The organism is Kiloniella sp. (assembly GCF_048259265.1).
In the GTDB taxonomy this organism is placed as follows: domain Bacteria; phylum Pseudomonadota; class Alphaproteobacteria; order Kiloniellales; family Kiloniellaceae; genus Kiloniella.
In genome coordinates, this window is record NZ_JBLXHT010000001.1 from 609,736 (window position 1) to 633,780 (window position 24,045).

General features: G+C 45.8%; 23 protein-coding genes and 1 tRNA gene. 16 read left to right on the forward strand and 8 right to left on the reverse strand.

What is annotated here, in order from left to right:
• The first annotated feature begins 41 nt into the window (after nt 1-41).
• The 7 genes from ACN0QW_RS02895 (at nt 42) to ACN0QW_RS02925 (ending at nt 7,871) form a co-directional block, all read left to right on the forward strand.
• Nucleotides 42-1,130: a sirohydrochlorin chelatase gene (locus ACN0QW_RS02895; RefSeq protein ID WP_417428616.1), complete on the forward strand. Its 1,089-nt coding sequence runs from the start codon at nt 42-44 to the stop codon at nt 1,128-1,130.
• A 51-nt stretch (nt 1,131-1,181) separates the two neighbouring features.
• On the forward strand, nt 1,182-1,817 hold the full coding sequence (locus ACN0QW_RS02900) for a precorrin-8X methylmutase (protein WP_417428618.1): 636 nt from the start codon (nt 1,182-1,184) through the stop codon (nt 1,815-1,817).
• Entirely contained in the window at nt 1,814-3,058 is a 1,245-nt protein-coding gene (cbiE, locus tag ACN0QW_RS02905) for a precorrin-6y C5,15-methyltransferase (decarboxylating) subunit CbiE (RefSeq protein WP_417428620.1), read from the forward strand. The genes ACN0QW_RS02900 and cbiE overlap by 4 nt, the downstream gene beginning before the upstream one ends.
• Complete coding sequence (locus tag ACN0QW_RS02910; RefSeq protein ID WP_417428622.1) at nt 3,048-3,755, forward strand: precorrin-2 C(20)-methyltransferase; 708 nt, start codon at nt 3,048-3,050, stop codon at nt 3,753-3,755. Before cbiE ends, ACN0QW_RS02910 begins: the two co-directional genes overlap by 11 nt.
• Nucleotides 3,755-5,623: a precorrin-3B C(17)-methyltransferase gene (gene cobJ, locus ACN0QW_RS02915; protein ID WP_417428624.1), complete on the forward strand. Its 1,869-nt coding sequence runs from the start codon at nt 3,755-3,757 to the stop codon at nt 5,621-5,623. Before ACN0QW_RS02910 ends, cobJ begins: the two co-directional genes overlap by 1 nt.
• Nucleotides 5,620-6,438, forward strand: coding sequence for a precorrin-4 C(11)-methyltransferase (gene cobM, locus ACN0QW_RS02920; RefSeq protein WP_299379901.1), 819 nt, complete (start codon nt 5,620-5,622; stop codon nt 6,436-6,438). Before cobJ ends, cobM begins: the two co-directional genes overlap by 4 nt.
• A 170-nt stretch (nt 6,439-6,608) precedes the next feature.
• Entirely contained in the window at nt 6,609-7,871 is a 1,263-nt protein-coding gene (locus tag ACN0QW_RS02925) for a hypothetical protein (RefSeq protein WP_417428626.1), read from the forward strand.
• 135 nt (nt 7,872-8,006) lie between these two features.
• Here ACN0QW_RS02925 and ACN0QW_RS02930 read toward each other — a convergent pair whose 3' ends face one another.
• From ACN0QW_RS02930 to ACN0QW_RS02940, 3 genes are all read right to left on the reverse strand, one after another.
• A complete protein-coding gene (locus ACN0QW_RS02930; RefSeq protein WP_417428628.1) occupies nt 8,007-8,180 on the reverse strand; it encodes a hypothetical protein in 174 nt (57 codons plus the stop codon).
• A gap of 90 nt (nt 8,181-8,270) precedes the next feature.
• Nucleotides 8,271-9,062 (reverse strand): hypothetical protein, encoded by a 792-nt coding sequence (locus ACN0QW_RS02935; RefSeq protein WP_417428630.1) that lies wholly within the window; start codon nt 9,060-9,062, stop codon nt 8,271-8,273.
• Nucleotides 9,063-9,238: 176 nt separating this feature from the next.
• The gene (locus ACN0QW_RS02940; protein WP_417428632.1) at nt 9,239-9,508 is read right to left on the reverse strand and encodes a hypothetical protein; all 270 of its coding nucleotides are present in this window, start codon (nt 9,506-9,508) and stop codon (nt 9,239-9,241) included.
• A gap of 243 nt (nt 9,509-9,751) precedes the next feature.
• Between ACN0QW_RS02940 and ACN0QW_RS02945 the strand changes: the two genes are divergently transcribed.
• On the forward strand, nt 9,752-11,521 hold the full coding sequence (locus ACN0QW_RS02945; protein WP_417428634.1) for an ATP-binding protein: 1,770 nt from the start codon (nt 9,752-9,754) through the stop codon (nt 11,519-11,521).
• 38 nt (nt 11,522-11,559) lie between these two features.
• Here ACN0QW_RS02945 and ACN0QW_RS02950 read toward each other — a convergent pair whose 3' ends face one another.
• The 3 genes from ACN0QW_RS02950 to ACN0QW_RS02960 all read right to left on the reverse strand — a co-directional run bounded on the left by ACN0QW_RS02950 (nt 11,560) and on the right by ACN0QW_RS02960 (nt 13,782).
• Nucleotides 11,560-11,793 (reverse strand): DUF2164 domain-containing protein, encoded by a 234-nt coding sequence (locus tag ACN0QW_RS02950; protein WP_417428636.1) that lies wholly within the window; start codon nt 11,791-11,793, stop codon nt 11,560-11,562.
• An 88-nt stretch (nt 11,794-11,881) separates the two neighbouring features.
• Nucleotides 11,882-12,679 (reverse strand): cobalt-precorrin-6A reductase, encoded by a 798-nt coding sequence (locus ACN0QW_RS02955; protein ID WP_417428638.1) that lies wholly within the window; start codon nt 12,677-12,679, stop codon nt 11,882-11,884.
• Complete coding sequence (locus ACN0QW_RS02960) at nt 12,676-13,782, reverse strand: cobalt-precorrin-5B (C(1))-methyltransferase (protein ID WP_417428640.1); 1,107 nt, start codon at nt 13,780-13,782, stop codon at nt 12,676-12,678. The genes ACN0QW_RS02955 and ACN0QW_RS02960 overlap by 4 nt, the downstream gene beginning before the upstream one ends.
• Before the next feature lie 142 nt (nt 13,783-13,924).
• Between ACN0QW_RS02960 and cobA the strand changes: the two genes are divergently transcribed.
• From cobA to ACN0QW_RS02985, 5 genes are all read left to right on the forward strand, one after another.
• Nucleotides 13,925-14,773: a uroporphyrinogen-III C-methyltransferase gene (cobA, locus tag ACN0QW_RS02965; protein WP_417428642.1), complete on the forward strand. Its 849-nt coding sequence runs from the start codon at nt 13,925-13,927 to the stop codon at nt 14,771-14,773.
• A complete protein-coding gene (locus tag ACN0QW_RS02970) occupies nt 14,770-16,134 on the forward strand; it encodes a cobyrinate a,c-diamide synthase (protein WP_417428644.1) in 1,365 nt (454 codons plus the stop codon). The genes cobA and ACN0QW_RS02970 overlap by 4 nt, the downstream gene beginning before the upstream one ends.
• 103 nt (nt 16,135-16,237) lie before the next feature.
• On the forward strand, nt 16,238-17,626 hold the full coding sequence (locus tag ACN0QW_RS02975) for an alpha/beta hydrolase (protein WP_417428646.1): 1,389 nt from the start codon (nt 16,238-16,240) through the stop codon (nt 17,624-17,626).
• A 291-nt stretch (nt 17,627-17,917) separates the two neighbouring features.
• The gene (gene mnmA / locus ACN0QW_RS02980) at nt 17,918-19,072 is read left to right on the forward strand and encodes a tRNA 2-thiouridine(34) synthase MnmA (RefSeq protein WP_417428648.1); all 1,155 of its coding nucleotides are present in this window, start codon (nt 17,918-17,920) and stop codon (nt 19,070-19,072) included.
• Between the two features lie 100 nt (nt 19,073-19,172).
• Entirely contained in the window at nt 19,173-20,384 is a 1,212-nt protein-coding gene (locus ACN0QW_RS02985; protein ID WP_417428650.1) for a winged helix-turn-helix domain-containing protein, read from the forward strand.
• 39 nt (nt 20,385-20,423) lie between these two features.
• On the opposite strand, the gene ACN0QW_RS02990 is transcribed toward ACN0QW_RS02985, so the two are convergent.
• Nucleotides 20,424-20,927: a DUF6653 family protein gene (locus tag ACN0QW_RS02990; RefSeq protein ID WP_417428652.1), complete on the reverse strand. Its 504-nt coding sequence runs from the start codon at nt 20,925-20,927 to the stop codon at nt 20,424-20,426.
• A 280-nt stretch (nt 20,928-21,207) separates the two neighbouring features.
• Here ACN0QW_RS02990 and ACN0QW_RS02995 point away from each other — a divergent pair.
• Nucleotides 21,208-21,284 (forward strand) — tRNA-Met (locus ACN0QW_RS02995).
• A gap of 94 nt (nt 21,285-21,378) precedes the next feature.
• Here the strand turns inward: ACN0QW_RS02995 and ACN0QW_RS03000 are convergent.
• Nucleotides 21,379-22,314: a hypothetical protein gene (locus ACN0QW_RS03000; protein ID WP_417428654.1), complete on the reverse strand. Its 936-nt coding sequence runs from the start codon at nt 22,312-22,314 to the stop codon at nt 21,379-21,381.
• A 247-nt stretch (nt 22,315-22,561) separates the two neighbouring features.
• Here ACN0QW_RS03000 and ACN0QW_RS03005 point away from each other — a divergent pair, with 247 nt between their 5' ends.
• Nucleotides 22,562-23,527 carry a Gfo/Idh/MocA family protein gene (locus ACN0QW_RS03005; protein ID WP_417428656.1) on the forward strand — a complete coding sequence of 322 codons (966 nt, stop codon included), beginning with the start codon at nt 22,562-22,564 and terminating at the stop codon, nt 23,525-23,527.
• Nucleotides 23,528-23,566: 39 nt separating this feature from the next.
• Nucleotides 23,567-23,932: a hypothetical protein gene (locus tag ACN0QW_RS03010; protein ID WP_417428658.1), complete on the forward strand. Its 366-nt coding sequence runs from the start codon at nt 23,567-23,569 to the stop codon at nt 23,930-23,932.
• Nucleotides 23,933-24,045: the final 113 nt, after the last annotated feature.

The window sequence follows — 24,045 nt, forward strand, 5'->3', positions numbered from 1 at the left end:
CGCCCCCTTGTTGCTAAAAAATAATGGATGAGGTGAGTATAATGACCGAAAACGGTCCTAAAATTGGTGTAATGGTTTGCGGACATGGCAGCCGTGATGAAGGCGCCGTCCGTGAGTTTGAATCCGTTGCCCGTGGAATTCGTGAACGCTTGCCTCAATACGAAGTCGATAGTGGGTTTTTGGAATTCGCGACGCCAATTATTCGCACTGGGTTAGATAATTTGCGCGAAGCCGGACATGATCTGGTCTTGGCTATTCCGGGCATGCTCTTTGCCGCTGGTCATGCCAAGAACGACATCCCGTCTGTGTTGCGGACTTACGAAGCACAGAACCCTGAAATGAAAATTGAATATGGGCGCGAGTTGGGCATTGATACCAAATTGATCAAAGCTGCTGCTGACCGCATTCAAGAAGCCGTTGATCAAGCGAACAAAGAAAACGGCGAAATGCCGATCAGCGAGACCATGCTGATGGTTGTTGGCCGCGGAGCATCAGACCCGGATGCAAATTCCAACGTCAACAAAGTAATGCGCCTTCTCTGGGAAGGGTTTGGCTTTGGTTGGGGCGAAGTTTGTTATTCCGGCGTGACTTTTCCGTTGGTTCAGCCGGGTCTGGAACATGCAGCAAAGCTTGGATACAAACGTATTATTGTTTTCCCTTACTTCCTCTTCACAGGCATTTTGGTTAAACGCATTTACGATTACACAGATACAGTGGCTGTAGCACATCCGGATATTGATTTTGTGAAAGCGCCTTATCTGTCTGACCACCCGCAGGTTCTTGATGCCTTTGCTGATCGCGTTCAGGAAATTCTGGACGGTGCTAATGTGATGAACTGCAAACTCTGCAAATACAGAGAACAGGTTCTGGGCTTTGAAGCCGAAATTGGCCTGCCGCAAGAAAGCCATCATCATCATGTTGAAGGTATCGGTACAGGCACAGCCGACGATCATTCACATGATCATGACCACTCTCACGGGCATTCCCACGATCACGACCACAGTCATTCTCATGGACACGGTCATAGTCACGACCATGGGCATGATCATGATCACCACCACCATCCTTATCCACATGCGGATCATCCTCTTGGCCCTGTGACCATGACGAAAGATGAAAAGAACTCCTGATTTAAAGGAATATTTGGGGAATTAAGGTTTTTAGGATCAAGGTTTTAAAGTATGCCGATTGAATATGACTATATCCGGGACCCACAAGAAATCTATCGTGAGTCATTTGCCCAGATAGAAGTTGCTGCTGATTTTGGTGGAATTCCTACGGATGTTGCTGATGTGGCTGTGCGTATTATTCATGCCTGTGGCATGCCGGAAGTAATTGACGATCTGGCCTGGAGCGATGATGTTGCGGCAAAAGGACGTGCTGCTTTGAAAGCGGGTGCGCCCATCATTGTTGATTGCCGCATGGCCCGGGACGGTATTATTCAAAGCAGGCTTCCGGCGGACAACCAGATCTTATGCCCCTTGATTGATGAACGTGTGCCACAAATTGCGAAAGAGATCGGTAACACGCGATCCGCTGCGGCTGTCGAGTTATGGAAAGAACATCTTGAAGGTGCTGTTGTCGTCATCGGAAATGCACCAACTGCGCTGTTCCGGTTATTGGAAGTTTTGCAAGATGGTGCGCCAAAGCCCGCTGCGATACTTGGATTTCCTGTTGGGTTCGTCGGGGCTGCTGAATCGAAGGATGCCTTGATTGCTGCCAAGATTGACGTACCTTACATGACTTTACGTGGTCGTCGCGGCGGAAGCGCTATCGCATCTGCTGCATTGAACGCAGTAGCAAAGGACAACAAATGATCTCAAAAACAAACACGGGTGCTTGGCTCACAGTATTGGGCATCGGGGAGGAAGGCTTGGATAGCCTGACGCCTGTCGCACGTCGTTTGCTTGATCAGGCAAAGGTGCTGGTTGGCGGAGAGCGTCATTTGGCAATGTTGGGCGAAGATCCGCGAGAACAAATAGTGTGGGGATCGCCTTTTTCAACAATGGTTGAGAAAATACTCGATCGCAGAGGCGAAGATATTTGTATCCTCGCGTCGGGTGATCCGATGTGCTTCGGTGTCGGTGCTACTTTCTCCAAACGCATTCCTGTTGATGAAATGCGGGTCGTTCCCGGTATCTCATCCTACTCACTTGCCTGCTCCAGACTTGGTTGGGCTATGATGGATGTTGATATGCTGACGTTGCATGGTCGCCCTTTGAGCCTGCTTCATCCTCACGTTCAGCCCGGTGCACAGTTGCTCATGCTGAGTGAAAATGGAACCACGCCAGCCGAAGTTGCCTCTTTGCTGACAGACCGTGGTTTTGGCGATAGTAAGATTACCGTTCTTGAGCATATGGGTGGAGAGAAAGAACAGGTACTGGACGGTGTTGCGCACTGCTGGTCCTATCCGGCCTGTGCTGATCTAAACACGATTGCTGTCGAGTGTATTGCAACACATCGTGCCGAAGTTTTGCCAACTGTTCCGGGATTGCCTGATGATGCCTTTGTGCACGATGGGCAGTTGACGAAAAAGATTGTGCGCTCATCGACCCTATCAGCCCTGATGCCGATGGCGGGGCAAGTTCTTTGGGATCTGGGCGCTGGTTGTGGATCCATCTCCATCGAATGGATGCGTGCCGCACGTGGAACGAAAGCTGTTGCGATCGAACGCGATCAAGATCGTCTTTCAAGTATTGCAGCGAATGCACAGGCTTTGGGAACGCCTTTTTTGTCTATCAAAGAAGGTGAACTGCTTTCTGTTCTTGGTGATTTGATGAAAGAAGAGCAACGCCCTGATGCCATTTTTGTTGGCGGAGGAGCCACATCCGAAGGACTGTTTGATATTTGCTGGAAAGCTTTAAAACCCGGCGGTCGCTTTGTTGCTAATGTTGTGACGCTGGAAGGCGAAATGAAACTCTTTGAATGGCATAAAAAAGTAGGGGGAGAGCTCAATCGTATTTCGATTAGTCAGGCATCCCCCATTGGACCTTATCATGGCTGGCGGGCAGCGATGCCTGTAACCCAGTTTGCAGTGACGAAAAGATATGACGGGTAAACTTTATGGCGTCGGCATTGGGCCCGGCGATCCAGAGCTTTTAACATTAAAAGCCTTGCGCTTGATCCAGAAGACTAAGGTGTTGGCCTATCCGGCACCTGATGTGGGCGATAGTCTGGCGCGAACAATCGTGGGGGAACATCTACCCGGTGGACAGACAGAATACCCGATCCGGATACCGATGGTGACGGAACGTTTTCCGGCACAGGATGTCTATGACAAAGCGGCTAAAGATATAGCCGAGTTTCTTGATGCTGGTCAGGACGTCGTGGTGCTATGTGAGGGCGATCCCTTCTTTTATGGCTCTTTCATGTATCTCTTCGGACGTATGATGGAGCGTTTCGAGGTTGAAGTTGTGCCCGGTGTTTCTTCTCTCATGGCTTGTTCGGCGATGGTTGGCGCCCCCTTGGCCGCACGCAATGATGTGATGACGATCATTCCCGGACCTGTTGACGAAGATATCATGAAACAGCGTCTACGTAATGTGCAGGCTGCCGCGATTATCAAGGTCGGTCGTCACTTTGAAAAAATTCGCAACATCTTAGAAGAACTCAATTTGCTTGATTGTGCTCGCTATGTGGAACGCGCGACCATGGAAAATCAGAAAATTATGCCACTCAGCGAAGTTGGTGAAGCTAAAGCCCCTTATTTCTCAATGATATTGGTCCACAAACGTGGTGAGGCCTGGACACTGTAATGACTCAAAAATTTGATCACTCTCCTGCTTTTGTGGCGCTTACTGGCGAAGGAGCCAAACTAGCCACTAGATTACGCGATGCCTTTGGCGCGGGTGAAGTTCACGGCCGTACAGGTCGTGTAGAAGGCGCTGATGTTTCTTTTGATGAAACCATTGCGCACCTGCAATCCCTGTTTCGTGAAGGGCGCGCGATTGTGGGTATCTGTGCTGCCGGTGTTTTGATCCGCGGTTTGTCACCGCTATTGGCTGATAAACGTGCAGAACCGCCCGTCATTGCTGTTGCTGAAAATGGCTCTGCTGTTGTACCACTTTTGGGCGGACATCACGGGGCCAATGATCTTGCAAAGACTTTGAGTGACAAGCTTCAGGTTTCAGCTTCGATTACAACGGCCTCTGACAATCGTTTTGGCATTGCACTTGATAACCCACCTGCGGGATGGAAACTTGGCAACCCCGGTGATTACAAAGCCTTTATCGCGGCCGTACTGGCAGGAGCATCTGTGAAGCTGAATGGCGAAGCGGATTGGGTGAGAGCGGGTAGTCTGCCGATTTCTGACGATGGTGATCTAACAATTACCGTCACAGAGAAAGCTGTTGCTGGTTCCGAGACTGAACTTGTTCTCCACCCTGCGACGCTCTCTCTTGGTGTTGGTTGTGAGCGTAATGCCGACGCAGAAGAACTGTCCGGATTGGTACATGAAACTCTGAAAGCTGAAGGATTGTCGCCTAAAGCTGTTGCTGGTGTGTTCTCCATCGATGTTAAAGCCGACGAAACCGCGGTACAGGCTTTGGCTGCTGAACTCGATGTTCCTGCACGTTTCTTCCCGGCTGAAGAACTCGAAAAGCAAACCCCGCGTTTGAAAACACCCTCCGATATCGTCTTCGCTGAAGTGGGGTGCCATGGTGTTTCCGAAGGGTCTGCCTTGGCAGCTGTTGGTTCTGAAGGCCAACTTCTAGTCGCGAAAAACAAATCCAAACGGGCAACCTGTGCTGTTGGCCAAGCATCAGATGTGATTGAAACATCTACGCTTGGACAGGCACGCGGAAAGCTCTTTGTTGTGGGGCTTGGCCCGGGCGATCAAAGCTGGCGTGCGCCAGAAGTTGATCGCGTTGTGCGTGGTGTAACCGATCTGGTTGGCTACCATCTCTATCTCGATCTGCTTGGCCCCTTGGCCGAAGGTAAAGACCGTCACGGGTATGAACTCGGTGAAGAAGAAATGCGGGTTCGTATCGCGTTGAACCTTGCCGCAGAAGGTCGCTCTGTGGCGCTGGTCTGTTCTGGTGACCCCGGTATCTATGCGATGGCTGCGTTGACATTTGAGCTTCTTGATCGTGGTGAACGCGCCGACTGGAACCGGGTTGATATTCAGGTCACCCCGGGTATTTCGGCCCTGCAAGGAGCTTCTGCACGTATTGGAGCACCATTGGGTCATGACTTCTGCACGATTTCTCTCTCTGATCTTTTGACCCCATGGGAAGCCATTGAAAAGCGTTTGAACGCCGCAGCGCAGGGCGACTTTGTCATTGCCTTCTATAATCCTGTTTCCAGACGTCGTACCAAACAGCTTGCAACAGCGGTTGAAATTCTTCTCAAGCATCGCCCGGCAGACACGCCGGTTATGCTGGGCCGTAACCTTGGTCGCGAAGGCGAGAGCATGACTGTTCTCCGCCTTGATGAGTTGACCCCCGATCAGGTCGATATGTTGACAGTTGTCCTTGTCGGGTCATCTACCTCGCGCAAGATTGAAAAATCCGATGGTTCATGCTGGGTATACACACCACGTGGCTATGAGAAGAAAGCCCATCTCTATGAAAACTTTGACGAGACGGGTGAAGTGAAAACGATCACAGAAGGATCAGCAGCATGACGGTTTATTTCATTGGTGCTGGTCCGGGTGCGCCTGATCTTATTACTATTCGGGGACGTGACCTGATTGCCAAGTGTCCCGTGTGTCTCTATGCAGGGTCACTGGTTCCGGAAGGTGTTATTGCCTTTGCTCCAGAAGGTGCCTTGATTAAAGACACCGCCCCTATGAACCTTGATGAGATCATCGAAGACATCAACACGGCGCATAAAGACGGCAAAGATGTTGCCCGGGTGCATTCTGGTGACCCCTGTCTTTATGGGTCTGTTGCTGAGCAGATGCGCCGCCTCGATCAACTGGATATTGATTACGAAGTTGTCCCCGGTGTTTCAGCCTATGCGGCGGCTTCTGCGGTTATCCAAAAGGAATTGACGCTACCGGAAGTCAGTCAGTCTATTATTTTGACCCGGACAGCCATGAAATCTTCGGCAATGCCCAATAACGAAGATCTGGATACCTTTGGTAAATCAGGGGCTACACTTGCCATCCACTTGTCCGTGCGTAATTTGAAACATCTGCAGGAAACACTGATCCCGCATTACGGCGAAGACTGCCCAGTAGTGATTGCTTACCGAGTTACTTGGCCGGATGAATTGATTATTCGCTGTACGCTCAAAGACGTGCGCGAAAAAGCACGTGAAGCCAAAATCACTCGCACGGCGCTGATCCTTGTCGGTCACGTGCTTGCAGATGACAAAGACTTCATTGACAGCAAACTCTATGACCCAGACTTTGTCCACGTCCTGCGCCTTGGTAAAAACAAGAAAAAAGCCGCAGAAGTCGAACGTGAAGCCAATGTGCCAGGTGGTTTGGGCTAGCGATTACTCGAATATTATTGGAAGAATGAGTAGGAGAGGGGCTTTGGAGCCCCTCTTTTTTTGTTTGTATGTGAAGAGTATAATTTTTTTTGAACCTTTCAAGCTTTCACAACGGCCTATCCCTCAAGTGCAGTAGGTAACTATTGATGAAATAATTTGAGGAGATGGTAATGAAAAAGCTTATTTTAACGACAAGCCTTTTGGCCCTGACTGCGACGGCATTGAATCCTGTTGTTTACGCAAACTCAGCTCGTAATAATTCTGATTACGTCAAAGACGTCACTCTTTCTATGGACGGGATCAATCTCAACATGATTGAGCTGAAAAACATGTCTGGCTCAAAATTGGTGAGCAAAGTGGATATCCAGCCTGTTAACTCTGTCATGAACATCCCGCTAAAAGGGTTTGTGCAGTGTAGTAAAAGCAAGAAGGTCGATTTTGATAAAGCCACAATGTATTTTGGCTCTGTACAAAGACAGGGTGATACAATTCTTCCCGTTAATGCGCTTTATGAAGATGGTTACCATCCTACTTTCAAGGTTTGGACAGGTTATTTGGGGGGATGGATTGCCGAGGCAGGAAATTATGAACCTTTTAAAGTGCCGCTTTCTAATATCAAAAATGGGCATCCGTCTGTTCGTGTTGATCCTGTTGAGGAATTCAATAAAAAACTTGAAGATCATGTGAACGGTGGTGGTGATGAACTTGAGTTTCTCAAGCAAGATCAATACCTGACGATTTTACGCCCAGTCTCTCTCGCAGGGTATTGTAATAAAGGTGCTGATCGTAAAGGCGGGTATGAGACGTCAATGTTACCAATTAGTATCAAATTTAAAGGTGATCCAAATCTCGTGAAATCATCGCCAGCTAAAATGACCAAGAATGATCTGGTAGCAAAGTTTGCATTAACTGAAGTAAAAGTTTCACCGCATATCAAAGATTATTATGGTCAATGCCCTGCTGATCTTGGTTTTCGTCTTAGCTTTAAAGCACAGGGTACAGGAACTGTTAAATATCGGTTGGTTAATGAGTTAGGGGCCAAAGGGCCAATTAACAATATTGAGTTTAATAATGATGGCCTGAAGATTAAAGACTTTACTCGTCATATTGGTGAGGCATCTGATGGTAAGATTAATAAGTTTGCGATTAAGAACCCTCAACAAAATGGTAATATTAATAATATACAGAATACACCAAGTGATAAAAAGAATGGATCTTGGCGAGTCGAAGTTATTGAGCCGGTTAGCAGTAGCTCTAATGAGAGTTTTTATACTTGGAAATGTAAACCTGAACCCAAGTTTGGTTCGCCAACAAATTTGAAACAAAATTCGGGGAAGAAAATTAAAATAGATAAGATCAAAGCACTCCCTGTTGAACCTGAGCCTCAGCCCAAACCAGTTCTACAGTTAAAAATGACGGCTCCATCAAACTAAGAATCGAGAATGAATTTAAAGCAAAAGAGAGAGGCTGTTTGCCTCTCTCTTTTGCTATGGGAGTCGTTTAGTGCAGAGCTCATATTTATCTTTGGAACCTCGACCGTATATCTTCGAACGCAGATGTCAAATATATCAACTTGTTTCTTTGCATTCCCAAATCGTTTGATAACCTTCGGGCGAGTTTTGCGCCACAAACTCGGCAGAGGCTTTGCAGCTTTCGTAAGTGGTGTAGGTTTCTGATCCCCCAATAGTCATTTCCTGTTGCCCACTCAACAACGATACGAGGAAAAATGTAATTTTAAACATGGGAACGATCCTTCCTATGCTTAAAGTACATTCAATGTTTATGCCAAGGTGATGACGAGACTTGGGAAAAATTTTGACAGTAAAAGAAGATTAGTTGGTTTCAACGGGGGCCTTATAGCGCGATTTAATCGCGATCCATTCCGGATCGGTGTTCATTTTCAGTATCATATCATCAAGAAATAGATGTACCTGTGGCAGATAACCACTTATGGGCAAACGTCGGAGAAAGGCACTGTGTTTATAGGGACTGATATATATATATTGATCCAGTTTTCCTTCCCAAACCAGATACCGTGCGGAACTTTCTACCATTATTGCAATGTCGGCACGTTCACCAAGTAGCATTTTAATCAGGTTCCGTTTGTGTGGGGCGTTGATTCTAGCAAGCCTTCCTTTGGCGACTTCTTGTTCAATAGTTGCATAACGATGCCCAAGAACACCGCCGAGCATTAGATTCTTTAAATCGGGAATTGCTTTAATATCAATAGGATTGTTTTTTCGGGAAAAATAGATATTACCGTCCGATAGCAATGGCTCTGTCCAAAGGAAGCGTGATCTGGCGTTTATGCCAAACCATTCTGGTGAGACCCAGGGAACAATAAGGTCGCTGTTGGCGCCGAGTAACTTGCCCAAACGTTTGCGAGGTATAATGTTAAGTTTAAACTGAAACTTGTTATCACCGTGCTTGTTCAAATAGCGAACTAGATCGTAACTAAGACCTTCGTTCTCACTTGTAATGAAGGGAGGGACGTTATGATAACTATAAATTTCATACTCTGCTGCACATGTAACTTTTAGAGAAAGAATTGAGACGAACGTGCAGGTCAGTAGGACTAGGAAATAAATACTTGTACGTGATGTTCTATTAAGATTAACGAGCATGGTTATAACCTTTGGGGGTTATAATCTTAAATGTGGACCAATATATACTGGCAGCATATCATATAATTTGTATTTATAATTATTTTTTCTACTTTTGAGAGTGTTTGTGTGCTGAAAGTCTTATAGACACAGTCTTTCTATATGTATTGTGGAAGAGTTGATCTGTCGATAGCGATTTATTTCAGTGTCAGATGAGTATGAAGTTCTTGCCATATGGCCTTGACGCTGGGAAGCTCGGACGACATGATTTCTCTCACCTTTTGAAGGCTTTCTTCCGAAAAATTTGCACTTCTGAGTTTATCAATATGAACTTTGATAAACTGTCCGTTCTGGGCACAAGAAAATAATTCAGAGCTTACAGCAATATGGCCGTCATCGGCCATCAGTATCAAGGGACCATTAACCTGAATTTCATCTCCGCTTTGAAGAACTGCTTTAATTGTCATTTTGGTACTCAGAATTGATGAGCAAGTGCACGAGGTGGGCAATAATATAAACTGGGATATGAATATTTTATAAACATTTAATCATATTCAGTTTTAAGTGTGAAAACCATAAAGTGTAAAAATAAAAAAGCAAGCTTCTGGTCAAACCAATCTTGTTTTGCCGGATATAAGGGGGTAAAAGCTGAAAAAATAAGTTTTCAAAGAATCTCCTAATATAGCTCTTTTTACAGGAACGACTTCAATATGCGCTGGTGGAATAACCCTCACTCGGTTCGTGCCCCGCTTATCCTGACGATCGGTTTCGTATTGATGGCGGGTTTTTTGATCACCAACTTCCTCAACTATCAAATTTCACGAAACAGCTTACGTGAAGCCCTGATTAATAATGAACTCCCCCTGACGAGTAATAATATTTATTCAGAAATTCAGCAGGATTTGTTGCAGCCTGTCTTTGTGGCCTCTCTTATGGCGAACGATATTTTTGTTAAAGACTGGTTGATTGAGGGGGAGAAAGACGTTGATAAAATTGCCCAGTATCTGGATGAAATCAGAACAGAATATGGTCTTTTTACAAGCTTCTTAGTTTCTGAGAAAACCCGTAATTATTATCATTTCAAAGGCTTAACGCAATCAATCTCTAAAGATGATCAGAATGATACTTGGTTCTTTCGGGTAAAAGATGGAGCATTAGAATACGAACTAAACGTTGATTTGAACGAAGCTCAAAATAATACGACAACTATTTTTATTAATCATAAAATTTTTGATTATAATGACAATTTTCTGGCAGCTGTTGGTGTAGGACTCAAGCTGGATACTGTGGCGGAAATCGTCGGGTATTACGAAAAAGTTTATGGCCGTCATGTTTATTTTGTCGATGATGCGGGGAATATCCTGATTCGGTCTGAAGGGGCAACGATCGAAGACGATAATATATACTCTGCTGATGGGGTATCTGTCGTTGCAAAGGATATAATGGCAGCTGATAGTGGGTTCTTTGAGTATGAAAAAGCCGGAGAAGCCATGTTGTTAAATACGCGCTTCATTCCACAGCTGGGATGGCATGTTATTGTGGAACAGGAAGAGGCTCTGGCTTTAAGCGCTATTAAGGATGGCCTTTTGACCAACTCGTTGATTGGTCTGGCAGTTATTGTGCTGACTTTGATTATTGTTTTCTACGCTACCAATGCATTTCACTCTCGTCTGGAAATGATGTTGATTGAGGCCAAGATGGCCCGTAGACAACAAGAAGTGCAATCGAGCGAACTCGCGGCTTTGGCTGAACAAGAAGCTGTTTTGAATGAGCAGCTTAAGTACGAGGTTGGGATTAAAAACAAGTTCTTTTCCATTATTGCTCATGATTTAAGAAGCCCTTTTACTTCGCTATTGGGGATGACCCAAATGATGTCTCAAATGGCAGATAAGATGAGCAAAGAGAAGCTGGTCGACTATGCTCGCGATGTAAATGAAACAGGTAACCGCGTGTTTGATCTTCTACAAAATCTGTTGGACTGGTCGCGTCTTCAGATGATGGAAGATACTCTGGAAAAGCAATCCGTGGATCTGAGACAAGTTACGCAGGAAAATCTGGATGTTCTGGATCCTATTGCAGGAGAAAAAGGGATACTCCTTATAAATGAAGTAGAGAACATTGAGGCTTTCTGCGATCGCAATATGGTTTCGACGGTGCTGCGTAACTTACTCGCCAATGCTTTGAAGTTTTCGGCGAAAGGAGATAGCGTTTCTGTTTCTGCACAAAAAATTGCCGATATGATTGAGGTTAAGGTCTCTGATCATGGTGTTGGTATGTCTGAAGAACAAGTTAAGAAGATTTTTGCTTTGGGTGAAAAGGCATCGACAATCGGTACAGGGGGAGAACACGGGACTGGATTAGGATTGCCTTTATGTAAGGATCTACTCAGTCGTAACAAAGGCCGGATATGGGTGGATAGCACCCCTGGTAATGGATCAAATTTTTACTTCTCTTTACCAGCAGAACGTGGCCGCGATTAAGAGAAAACGGAATTTGTATTGAGTGATCCCAACTCGGGTTATTCTTCTGGTTCGTAAAACTCTGTATCAAGATCATCAAGTTTCTCGGCAAAATATTTTCGGGCGTCGGCGATACCTTGATTGTATTGTGACGGGCCAATTTTCTTCAGAAGGAAATCCACGATTTCTGCAGCACGGAACTCACTGATATTTTCATCAAACTCTGAGAAGTGAAAATTGATCAAAGCTTCGATAATGCCGGTTCTTCGTTCATCTTCAAGTTTGATCCGCATGATGTCAGCGCTTTCATTATCAGGTGGTGTTAAAAAATTGGGATAGATTTTTTATGGACGCTTAAGCTTACTGTCGAGAAGGTAAAAGTTACTCGACTGAATAGCGATTATCTAACCATTCGAGACAACCTTCCACAGTGGAGATTACCATAGCTGATGGCTGGGGCGGGCGGGCTATCATCAAAACAGGAATATGATGTTTTCTGGCGGCAATAAGCTTGGCACTGGTTGCGGTGCCCCCTGAGTTTTTGCTGATCAGCAGGTCAATCTTTTCTTCTTTTATAAGCTGGATTTCTTCATTAAGCGAGAAGGGGCCACGTTGCAGTATAATTTTTAAATTTTGCTTTTCTACTTCTGGGGCGGGCGGTTCAATCATTCGTGCGACGAAACGATGTTTTATTATGGAGGTGAAGCCGTCGAGTTCTTTTTGGCCAGTTGTTAAGAAAATGGTTAAAGAAGTGTCCTGAGACTGCAAATAATCTTGTGCAGCCTGCATATCAGGTACATCAACCCATTCATCATTTTCTTCTTTTTTCCAAGCCGGACGCTGGAGAACAAGATGAGGAATTTCAAGTTTTTGACAGGCTGTCCAGGCATGATCGCTAATTGTTGTAGCAAAGGGGTGTGTGGCATCTATAACGATGTCTATTGCGTTTGTTTCCAGATAATCCACGAGCCCGTCGATACCACCAAAGCCACCAAGTCTTTCGTTGCCGGATACTTGTTTACGGTTTGTTGTGACGCCTGCGCGTGACGTCGTGACATCAAAGGTCGGGTTTTTCGACAGTTGTTCTGCAAGTTGATTGGCTTCGGTGGTGCCACCCAGAATCAAAATGCGTGCTTGATCCAGGTGATGATTTATTTCGCCTAGTTCTCTAGAAGTCATTTTAAAAAGCCGGTTTTAGCCACAATAGTTCCGGGACGATCAATGATGATGATCTCTACTTCGGTGATATTATCTCGGGAAGTTCCCTTTAAAATTTTCAAGGCTTCTGCTTGGGCGAGAAAAGCAATTTTTTCAGCCAGAGGAATACCCTCGGCAAGACAACGCACAAGAACCTGATTGGCTGTATTCGCTATTTGTGCTTCCTCAATGATATCTTTGGGGGCAGATATTTCTCGTAGTCTATCGGCCAGCCAGAACATATCAACCTGACTACGCCCAGAGTGGAGATCCATATGGCCCATCGCTAGTTTTGTCAGCTTACCAAAGCCGCCGCCAATGGTGAGTTTGGGAACGGGGTGACCACGCAGATATTTGAGCATACCCCCAGCAAAATCCCCCATATCAAGCATATCTGTATCTTCAAGACCATAAAGATCCATGACCGCTTTTTCCGATGTAGATCCAGTGCAACCCGCGACATGCGGACGGCTGGTTGCTATAGCAACGTCGATACCGCGATGTATGGAATGGATCCAGGATGAACAGGAAAAGGGAATAACAACGCCTGTGGTGCCAAGGATGGACAAACCACCAAGAATGCCCAGTCGTGGATTCCATGTTTTCTGGGCAAGCTCTTTGCCATTAGGAATGGATATTTCAATTTCAGCATCGCCGGGCAGATTGTGCTCGTTGGCAATTTCCGTGATGACCTCGGTCATCATCTTTCTGGGAACCGGGTTAATCGCGGGTTCACCTGCGGGAATAGGCAAGCCGGGCTTTGTAACCATACCGACCCCTTCGCCAGCGTGAAAGACTATGCCGCTTCCAGGCAGGCCATGGCGCACTCGAGAGATTATCGTGGCATGATGGGTGACATCCGGATCGTCGCCCGCATCCTTTATAATTGCTGCCATGGCCGAGCAATCGTCTTTTTCTTCTCTGCAAAGAGCAAAAGCGGGTTGCTCTCCTTTTGGGAGAGTTATAGTAACGGGATCAGGAAATTGATTTGTTAGAAGAGCTGTATAAGCCGCTTTGGTTGCCGCAGTGGCACAGGCACCGGTGGTCCAGCCTCTTTTCAATTTTCCTTCGGGTTTTCGTGCCATGACAGTATAATGCTAAACCGTTATTCTATTGATCGTTCGGTTTTACTTCTGAAAGAGAAACAGAAAGTAACACCAGTTTGGGGTATCTTTCCAAATTGAGATACCTGCAAAGTGAAGCTACACGAGAAGGACAGTGTGATAAATGGATAAACTGCCTCTAGACCTTCCAAATTTTGAACCCGGCTGGGTTTGGCTTGTTGGTGGTGGACCGGGTGATGCTGGCCTTTTGACACTTTATGGGTTGCATGCCCTGCGATCTGCCGATGTTCTGATATATGATGCGCTGGTCGGCGAAGATATCCTGAAGATGGCTCGTGAAGGCTGTGAGCTTGAATATGCTGGTAAACGGGGCGGTAAACCATCATCAAAACAGGCTGACATTTCGCAACGTCTTATCCAGTTGGCAAAAGAAGGTAAAAGAGTTCTGCGCCTGAAAGGTGGCGATCCATTCGTATTCGGCAGAGGGGGCGAGGAAGCTCTGGCGCTGGTAGAAGCAAATGTTCCTTTTCGTGTTGTTCCGGGTATATCTAGCGGTATTGGCGGTCTGGCTTATGCTGGGATTCCTGTTACTCACCGCGATTGCAATTCTGCGGTTACTTTTCTAACTGGACATAATGCAAGCGGTATTGTGCCGGATAACATTAATTGGGAAGGGCTCGCGAAGGGATCACCCGTTATTGTGATCTATATGGCCATTAAACATCTGGGTGATATTGCACAAAAATTAATGGCTCATGGCCGATCCCCCGATGAACCCGTTGGTATCGTCAGCCGAGCGTCGACCCCGTCACAGGAAGTTTTGGAAACGAGTCTGGGAAGTTGTGTGGAAGATGTCGCCAAAAGTGGCATTGAACCGCCAGCCCTTGTCGTGATTGGTGAAGTTGTGCGTTTACGTTCAGGCCTTGATTGGATGGGGGCAATGAACGGTAGAGTTCTGACATCTGATCCTCTTAATTTGTCTGCAAATGTCGATAAGGTTGCGAACGCTTGATATCCAAAGACAGCGCAGAAAGTCTGGAGCAGCCGGGTGCCTCTCTAAATTCAGAGGAACCTAGAGGCTTGATTATTGCGGCCCCTTCTTCTGGAAGTGGCAAGACAACTCTAACCTTGGCCTTGTTGCGTTATTTCAAGAATAACAATATACGTGTTAGCCCGGCAAAGGTTGGGCCGGATTATATCGACCCAGCTTATCACACGGCAGCAGCGGGACACCCCTGTTTCAATCTTGACCCCTGGGCGATGAGGCAAGAGAGTCTTGCCGCTATCATTACCCATAGCGGTCAAGATGCTGATGTGATCCTGACCGAAGGTGTGATGGGGCTTTTTGACGGAGCGGCCGGTGGGGCAGGATCAACCGCCGAACTGGCAAAGAAAACCGGATGGCCTGTTATTCTCGTGATTGATGTGAAGGGAATGTCTGCTTCGGCGGCAGCCATTTTGCATGGGTTTGCCTCTTTTGACCCTGAGATCACTGTTGGCGGGGTCATTTTTAACAGAGTCGGTTCGCCGCGACATGCAGAGTTGTTGAAAGAAGCTTGTGAGCCGCTTGGAATTCCGGTCCTCGGATATTTGAAGCGGCAGGATGATCTGGTTTTGCCAAACAGGCATCTTGGCTTGGTGCAGGCAATTGAGCATAGCAAGCTTGATGGCTATCTTGACAAAGCGGCAGAGCAGGTTGGATGGGATGTGCGTTGTGAAGAGCTACTAAAGCAGGCTCGCCCATCAATACTTTCACATAATGATCTACACAGTTTTGTACCACCTATAGGGCAAAGAATCGCAATCGCACAGGATGTTGCTTTTTCTTTTATCTATCCGGCTCTTCTGGAAGGTTGGAAAAAAGTAGGTGCTGAGCTGAGCTTTTTCTCCCCCTTGGCTGATGAAAAACCATCTACTGAAGCTGATGCGATTTATCTACCCGGTGGGTACCCCGAACTACATGTGGGTCAGCTGGGCGCAAACCAGATTTTCTTAAAAAGTCTTCGTCAGGCTGCAAATAATAGCAAAACGATTTATGGGGAATGTGGCGGTTACATGGTTCTCGGCATGGGACTTATTGATAACCGTGGGGATCATCACGAACTTGCGGGACTTTTGCCTGTCGAGACGTCTTTTGCTGTACGGCGACGGTCGCTGGGATATCGAGATGTTACAACCCTCAAAAACACAGCTCTTGGTGATAAAGGTTCAACCTTTAAGGCCCATGAGTTTCACTATTCTACTGTTGTTGGGGATGAAGGTGATACCCCCTTGTTTGATGTCAGGGATGCGGCGGGTCAAAAAAAGGGGCAGGTTGGCTGTGTAAGCGGATCTGTTATGGGATCTTATATCCATCTCATTGATCAATACTGAGTGAGTAGGGTTTAAGTTCTGAATAGAAGGTAAAACTGTGTTATTATGCTTCTGAGGGGGATGTGTGCTTACCAAAGCCACAAGCTCGAGAGGAATGTACTAAGTGCAAATAAACAGAGAACGTTTTCATAGTTCTGCTCAGTGTTTGCCCCCACCCCAGACTTACCCGATGATCAGAGGGACTATCGGTCGATACCTTGCTCGTCCTTGGTTCGACGCTTTGGCGCTTCGCTTGATTGTTAAATACCTTTTCCCTCTTACCCGTGTTTTACAAACCGCGATCACAAGCGATGGGGATGCCAGCAGGCTGGTCGATGAACTGGACTTAAAGCAGGCATTACCTGATGACTGTGACAGGGCGCTAACCGAAGTATGCATTCGTCATCACGTCGCCAATTCAGCGTTTGAACGATGGAAAATTGTTATGTTTGGCGATGGCCTGAGTATCGCAGGGCGTGTTTTTGCAGAACGGCGACGACAGGAAACACAACAAAGGTTGTTAGAGGCATCCCTGTTTTTTAAGGAAATTCGCAAAGAAGTTGCGCCTGTACGATGGCAACTGCCAACCCCAAAAGAGTTCTTTGGGGCCTTTGGAGATTATCTCGATGATTTAGAACATTTTTATCGGCCGCCCCAAAAATTACCTGCTGTTCGCTCTTCACATTCTATTCATGGTGTTTATGGTCGTGAATACTGGTTGCGTTATGATTCAGAATTTGGTGCTGAAAACTGGGTGCGGTGCTATGAACCTCTAAGGGGGTTAAATCCGTCGGCACCGACGATTATTTTTTTGCAAGGTTTGGGTGTCGAGCAGGATTGCTTTCAAGATCGGGAAGATCCTGTTTGTGCGCTGACAGAGGCAGGGTTTCGCGTTTTACGTATTCAACAACCCGGTCATGGGTTTCGCAAAACACCCGGATTTTATGCCGGAGAACAGATTTTCAGTGAAGGCCCTATGGGGCTGATCAAGCTCTACAGGCAATGGATCTCAGATATTTCTGTGTTAATGAACTGGGTGCGCCAGCAACTCGGCGGGCCAGTTGTTCTGGGTGGCGTAAGTCTGGGGGCGTTGACAGCACAGCTTTATTCAAGTGTTGCCTGGAATTGGCATAATGATTTGAAACCTGATGCATTACTCTTAATTGGCACCAGTGGAAATGTTCTGGATGTATTTCTCAAGGGATGTTTGACACAGGCGCTGGGCATACCCAAAAAACTTCATGAACTTGGTTGGCGTGAATCTGACTATGTGAAATGCTTGCCATTTGTGCAGCCAACAGGTCACTCGGTTGTTCCGCCGGAAAAAGTAATCTTTATGCTTGGGCAGGCAGATAAACTAACCCCTTATAAAGGGGGGCTGGATCTTGCCAACCGCTGGCGGGTTCCTCCGGAAAACAGATTTCTCAGAAGTGATAAGGGCCATTTTTCCCTGTTGATAGACCTTATTCGCGATCCTATTGTCTTGAGGCGTTTGTGTGAAGTCACGTCGTAGTTAACGCGTGGATCGGCTTAATTTGTGGTTCAATTACACATGCAATTCCGACACAGGTGGTCTGTGAGGCGGGGCATTAACAAATTCATTGTTATCTGTTATGTTGCCTGAAATTTGTACTGTAGTTGAACTTTTCAAATTTTATCGATGATGGTTGCGGGTAATAAGTACTGACTAATTCAGGCTTGATTACCTTCCGGGATGGTCTTACATAGCCATTAAACAAACAGGCTTTGGCGGCTGGCGTCAAAGTAAGTTTACTGAAGTAAGTTATACGAGATAAGCGAACCCATGAATTCTCTTGGTATAGATAAAGAACCTAAAGATACACGCGTAGTCGTTGCCATGTCTGGTGGTGTCGATAGTTCTGTTGTTGCGTGTATATTGAAAGAAGAAGGTTATGACGTTATCGGCGTTACCCTTCAACTCTATGACCATGGAATTGCGTTGGAAAAAAGCGGTGCCTGTTGTGCCGGGCAAGATATCTATGATGCCCGTACGGTGGCTGATCGTTATGGCTTCCCACACTATATTCTCGATTACGAATCACGTTTTAAACAGGATGTAATGGAAGATTTCGCCGACAGCTATATGCGCGGCGAAACGCCCATTCCCTGTGTGCGTTGTAATCAGAAAGTCAAGTTTAAAGACATGCTGGCGATGGCCAAGGACCTCGGCGCGGATGTGATGGCAACGGGCCATTATGTTCAGCGGATCGAAGGTCCCAATGGTCCTGAACTTCATCGGGCTTTTGACGATACAAAAGACCAAACCTATTTCCTGTTCACAACAACCGAAGATCAGCTGGATTTCCTCAGGTTCCCTTTGGGGGGCTTACCGAAAACGGAAACCCGGAAAATTGCAGAACGTATGGGGCTATCCGTTGCCGATAAGCCCGATAGTCAGGATATTTGCTTTGTGCCGGATGGATCTTATGCCCGTGTGGTAGAACGTCTGCGTCCCGGTGCTTTGGACAAGGGGGATATCGTTCACCTTGATGGCACTGTTCTGGGGCAGCATGACGGAATTATCAACTATACGGTCGGGCAACGTCGCGGTATCGGTGTTGGTGGTACCAGTGATCCAATTTATGTTATTCGTCTGGACGCTGAGAAGAAGCAGGTTATCGTTGGCCCCAAAGAAGCGCTTTCCCGTGATGTTGTTCTTGTGAATGAGCTAAACTGGTTGGCAGAACCTCTGAACGACCGGGGGCGCGAAGTCACTGTTAAGCTTCGGTCGGCATCAAAGCCAACCTCTGCTACGGTTTACCCGGAAGGGCAGGGGCTAGGTATGGGCGGGGCCCGTGTTGTATTGCATGATCCGCTTTATGGTATTTCGCCGGGACAGGCTGCTGTTTTTTATGATGGTGATCGTGTTCTGGGCGGTGGCTGGATCGTTTCTACCGAAAAGCAGATTATGGACGAAGAAGCGCAGGGTGCAGCATAAGGCCAAAATCCGGTAAGTTTATTTCTTTCTGGAATTGCGATTTTGTTCCTGTTACGTTCTGTGAGGTGTTTCTTTTCACATTTCACAGAAATAGCAGCGCATGGTCCCTCAGATAAGTAATTCTCAAGCCCGACGGTTGTTTATGAAGCAGCAGGGTTTATGCGATAACCCTGCCACGAAACAAACGAAAACTCAGTTACTCGACCTGATAGAGCGTATGGGGTTTGTGCAGATCGACAGTATCAATACCGTTGAGCGTGCGCATCATATGATCCTCTTTTCCCGAAATCAGACCTATCAGAAAAAGTATTTTGATCTGCTCTTGGAAAATGACCGTTCCCTGTTTGAAAACTGGACACACGATGCATCGGTAATTCCAATGCTTTATTATCCCTATTGGAAGTATCGCTTTCGCCTTACAGAGGCTTACTTGTTGGAAAGATGGCGCAAGTGGCGACGGGAAGGCTTTGAAGAAAATTTCAGGGCGGTTCTGGAACATATTCGCGAGCACGGGCCGACGCGTTCCCGGGATATGAAGAAACCGGATAGCGGTCCGGGTAAGGGAGATGCGAAAAAGAAAAATCAGGGTTGGTGGGACTGGCATCCATCCAAGACTGCTTTAGAATTCCTGTGGCGTACGGGGGCATTATCTGTTGATCGTCGTGATGGATTTCAAAAGGTTTATGACGTTACAGATAGAGTTATTCCATCAGAAGTTCTTTGCCAAGATATTGACCATGAAAGCTTTGTCGACTGGTCGTGCCGTTCAGCAATGGAAAAACTTGGTTTTGCGACGCCGGGTGAACTCGCTGCTTTTTGGGATGGGATAAAACCAGCCGAAGCCAAAGTCTGGTGCGAAGAGAAGCTTGGTAAGGAACTTGTCGAGGTTGAGGTATTATCTGCTGATGGTAGTAAACCACGTAAAGTCTATGCTTTTGAGGGCATCTTAGGCCAGCTAGATGATTTGCCGACAGTCCCAAAACGTGTGAGAGTACTTAGTCCTTTTGATCCGTTGATCCGCGATAGAAAACGCACCGAACGTCTTTTCGATTTCCATTATCGTATCGAGGTTTTTGTCCCCGAAGCAAAACGTCAATATGGATACTATGTTTTCCCTTTGCTTGAAGGTGAAAACCTTATTGGGCGTATTGATATGAAACGACAGGGAACGGAACTGTTTATCAAAGGCCTATGGTTTGAGCCCAAAGTGCGAGCCAGCAAAGGACGCCTCAACGCGCTAACATCTGAACTGGAGCGGATCAAACGCTTTGTTGGCTGCGAGAGTTTGGTTTTTGCAGATGATTACCTGTAGTCAGGATAGTGGGTTATAATTGAGGACGAACAAACTGTTTTAATGAATCCATTCTGCAAGCTTTGGGTTTATTTCTATGGCGTCATTAAAAAGCCAGACCATACGATCACAGAGCCACATTTTTCCAATGGTCATGGCAAAGCCAAAAAACATGGTTGGCCAGAATAAATTCAAGTAGGCGGTGATAAGGCCGCCGAAAAATCCAACCCCTGCCATGATGCTTAACGCGCGTGTTTGCGATCTGTGCATGTCGAGTAACTCGTCCAGCCCATCAAAGGGTACTTCCTTTAGCCATATACGTTCGCCAAAGGTGACTTGCGATGCCCAAAAATCAGTGTGCCGGGGTTTGGGAAATATACGGGGGTTGAGATACATCCAAAAGGCGAAGAGAAATAAAAGAAAGCCGGCCACGGGCCACCCCCATGCTTCATGAGACCATATTGCCGGAAATATCAGCCACCCTGTAGCAACACGCGTCCACCCTGACATCGGATGAGCGTGGTGTTCCCAGGTATTTTGCGACATTTTAAAGATGTTTCGCATGGTATGGCTCAGCTATGGCTTTATTCTTTATCTCAGAAAGGGCGATAGGTGAGATTAGTGGGCTGTGAAGCCTGATACAAGCCAATATTATACCGACTTTCATCCGTTATCTTTTAGGTTCAACACAGATTGAGAGTGGGGAAGGGGAGATGAATTTTCAAAAAAAAGAAAAAGCGGATGACTCCGCTATTGACAGTTTTGTGTCATGGCATTATCACCCCTCTTACAGCGTGGATGGTTGACGAATCAGTTATTCGTTACAGCACTGTAAAAGCCTTATGGCGGAGTAGCTCAGCTGGTTAGAGCAGCGGAATCATAATCCGCGTGTCGGGGGTTCAAGTCCCTCCTCCGCTACCAATTCAAAAAGCCTCAGCAAACGCTGGGGCTTTTTTGTTTTTATAACAAATTATTTTCGAATCCTGTTTCTCTAATTATCAGCTTATTATTATTCTCAGGCTCGTCCCCATGTTTGGTCACTATAAATACTGTCATAATCATGAACCTCATAGGGTGTGATTCCAACCCCTTCTAAAAACATGCGCTTTCCATTAGTGAGTTTTTCATTAGATGGATAAACATACCATGCTTTTTTAGATTGATTGGGAAACTTATTAAAATATCGTGCTCTTTCAAGTAGTAACCATCGTAGAAAAACTTCGTTTTCTTCAAGTGCAAGGCCAAATATGAGGAGAGGTTTATTAAATATGATATTTAGCCATGTTTGAGAACCTTTCCAAGTGCTCATACTTTTTCCACTAAATAGCCTTGAATTTTTGCCTTTATGAAACCAAGCTCTCGCTCGCTCAACTGATCCCATATAATGCGTTAACCCCAAGCGTATACTGCGAGGATAGTATTCCATTCCATTCATGTGCCAGATACCAAACCCATCGATCGGGTTGGATAGTTTGCCTGTTCCGTAATAACTACTCCAAGGATAATAATCAGTAAAATTCTTACGTGCTATTCCGGGTATAGAGTCAATTTTCGAGAGCTTACATGCTGTTGACTTTCCCAATGTATTTTCAAAGTTTGTCGTAAGGATAGGGCTACTGTTATGTTGTGCCCAATTCGCAATTGAGAAATGATGATTTTTTGGTGGCCAATCCTTCATTAATGAACAAAATTCCTGTTGGAAACTTGTTGATCTATTAAGTTGATTGGCTTTCATGTCAACAATGTCATAAAACTCTGTGAGGGATAATCCCTTAATAAGCTCAGAGAATTTCAACTTATTATTTTTATTTGGGAAGAGCCTATATCCTAGAGCAAGCTCTTCAAGCAAACTCTCCCAAGATGAATTGTTGTTCTCAGGCCCATATCGGTTAATACCATTACCGATAATAAGCGCAATTTTGTCAAAGTACTCGTTCAGTATTTTTTTCAAGAATAAATTACTTTCTGTAAGTTTAAAATCTAGTGAGATCTAAAGTTATAAGAAGAGTAGTAGGCTGAGCAATATCATTGATCTCAAAAGTTTGGCTGTAACTATTAACCGGTGGTGTATGTCTTTTAATTTAACAAACTTAAAACTGGTCAAACCAATTTTTGTGGCGCATTATCTATCTTCTTTCAAACATGAGCTCTAGGGGTTCAGATTAACACTTGGTTTCGGATTACAGCGGGATATAGAGATGGCGTTGGGTATTGGTTTTATTGGTTTGGGCATTATGGGAAACCGCATGCTGACAAATATGTCGGTGCATGGTGAATTTAACTTGGCAGCTGCTTGGGATCCTAATGAATCTGCACGCTCTGATGCTCAGAAAAATTATCCTTCTCTGGATGTTGTTGGAACTGTCGAAGAAGTTATCAAACACAGAGATGTTGATGTGGTTTATATTGCCAGTCCACCTGCATCCCACCGGGATTATGCTTTGGCTGCGGCGGCGGCTGGAAAAGCGGTTTTCTGTGAAAAGCCACTTGGGATCGACGTGGAACAGTCACAGGAAATGGTTGCGGCTTTTGAAGAAAAGGCTGTTTTAAATGCTGTTAATTACCCACTGGCGAACTCTCCGGCCACTGATTTGATCAAGGCTGATATTGACGCTGGTAAGTTAGGGACGATTACGTCTGTCGATATTCGTCTGCATTTTGCTCCTTGGCCACGTGAATGGCAGCAGGATGCAACCTGGTTGTCGCAACGAACAGAAGGTGGTTTTGTTAGGGAAGTAGGATCGCATTTTATTTATTTAACCGAACGTCTTTTGGGGACTGCTGAGTTATTGAATACCTGTGCAATCTATCCAGAAGATGATATTTCTTGCGAGACAAATGTACAGGCCCAACTGGCCTGCGATAACGTACCTGTTTCCTTTCACGCCAGTGCAGGCGGGGTTGGCCCCGATGTTGTCGAGTTTACTGTTTGGGCAGAGAAAAAATCCTATCGATTGACGATGTGGGATCAGCTCTATTCAACAACGGGCGACGAATGGAAACGAGAGCTTTCTGAAATCGATGACGCAAGACAACACGGTTATATGCGTGGACTGGATAATCTTGTTGCATGGAAAGAAGACAGACAGTATTCAATGGCAAGCTTTGCTGATGCTCTTTCAGTTCAGGAAAAGGTGGAAGCAATTCTGTCGGGTGAATTTTAAGAAGGCCTGATACAATGGTCTGTTGTTGAGTGTAGATGGATGTCTGATTATACTTTTTATGTAGGTCATTTACGTTTTATTGCCAATCGGACCGGACGAGTGAATGAAGAGGTCAGCAGGATGATGGATATTCTGGATGATATCGCTACCCAAGTTGAAGTAACATCGGCTTTTAAACTCAAGGCGCAGGATCTCCGTTTGGGATCTCGTGCTTTGGCGGGGGTTGCTGGATTTCTTCAGAAACAAATTTTGCCAGAAGTTGTTGCTGCTCAGAATGAAGTCGGCGAAAAGCAGGTGCGATGGGTCATTGATACGTCGATGGCTTTTACATCGAAAATTCTGATGCATGCTGAAATTACCAGTGACAAGGATGATCTTGAACTGGATCTTCCAAAAGCGCCCTAAAGGGGCACCTGCCAAATTAATCAATTGACGAGAAAAAAATTAGAGCTAAAGGGGCCTTCGTTCTTTTACTATAAAAATGTTGTCGGATGACATGAAAATAATTGTATTTATTT

Bases quoted from the DNA above. Each gene is read 5' to 3' on its own strand.
- ACN0QW_RS02895 (WP_417428616.1), top strand. From the start codon at position 42: ATGACCGAAAACGGTCCTAAAATTGGTGTAATGGTTTGCGGACATGGC.
- ACN0QW_RS02900 (WP_417428618.1), top strand. From the start codon at position 1,182: ATGCCGATTGAATATGACTATATCCGGGACCCACAAGAAATCTATCGT.
- cbiE (WP_417428620.1), top strand. From the start codon at position 1,814: ATGATCTCAAAAACAAACACGGGTGCTTGGCTCACAGTATTGGGCATC.
- ACN0QW_RS02910 (WP_417428622.1), top strand. From the start codon at position 3,048: ATGACGGGTAAACTTTATGGCGTCGGCATTGGGCCCGGCGATCCAGAG.
- cobJ (WP_417428624.1), top strand. From the start codon at position 3,755: ATGACTCAAAAATTTGATCACTCTCCTGCTTTTGTGGCGCTTACTGGC.
- cobM (WP_299379901.1), top strand. From the start codon at position 5,620: ATGACGGTTTATTTCATTGGTGCTGGTCCGGGTGCGCCTGATCTTATT.
- ACN0QW_RS02925 (WP_417428626.1), top strand. From the start codon at position 6,609: ATGAAAAAGCTTATTTTAACGACAAGCCTTTTGGCCCTGACTGCGACG.
- ACN0QW_RS02930 (WP_417428628.1), bottom strand. From the start codon at position 8,180: ATGTTTAAAATTACATTTTTCCTCGTATCGTTGTTGAGTGGGCAACAG.
- ACN0QW_RS02935 (WP_417428630.1), bottom strand. From the start codon at position 9,062: ATGCTCGTTAATCTTAATAGAACATCACGTACAAGTATTTATTTCCTA.
- ACN0QW_RS02940 (WP_417428632.1), bottom strand. From the start codon at position 9,508: ATGACAATTAAAGCAGTTCTTCAAAGCGGAGATGAAATTCAGGTTAAT.
- ACN0QW_RS02945 (WP_417428634.1), top strand. From the start codon at position 9,752: ATGCGCTGGTGGAATAACCCTCACTCGGTTCGTGCCCCGCTTATCCTG.
- ACN0QW_RS02950 (WP_417428636.1), bottom strand. From the start codon at position 11,793: ATGCGGATCAAACTTGAAGATGAACGAAGAACCGGCATTATCGAAGCT.
- ACN0QW_RS02955 (WP_417428638.1), bottom strand. From the start codon at position 12,679: ATGACTTCTAGAGAACTAGGCGAAATAAATCATCACCTGGATCAAGCA.
- ACN0QW_RS02960 (WP_417428640.1), bottom strand. From the start codon at position 13,782: ATGGCACGAAAACCCGAAGGAAAATTGAAAAGAGGCTGGACCACCGGT.
- cobA (WP_417428642.1), top strand. From the start codon at position 13,925: ATGGATAAACTGCCTCTAGACCTTCCAAATTTTGAACCCGGCTGGGTT.
- mnmA (WP_417428648.1), top strand. From the start codon at position 17,918: ATGAATTCTCTTGGTATAGATAAAGAACCTAAAGATACACGCGTAGTC.
- ACN0QW_RS02985 (WP_417428650.1), top strand. From the start codon at position 19,173: ATGGTCCCTCAGATAAGTAATTCTCAAGCCCGACGGTTGTTTATGAAG.
- ACN0QW_RS02990 (WP_417428652.1), bottom strand. From the start codon at position 20,927: ATGCGAAACATCTTTAAAATGTCGCAAAATACCTGGGAACACCACGCT.
- ACN0QW_RS03005 (WP_417428656.1), top strand. From the start codon at position 22,562: ATGGCGTTGGGTATTGGTTTTATTGGTTTGGGCATTATGGGAAACCGC.
- ACN0QW_RS03010 (WP_417428658.1), top strand. From the start codon at position 23,567: ATGTCTGATTATACTTTTTATGTAGGTCATTTACGTTTTATTGCCAAT.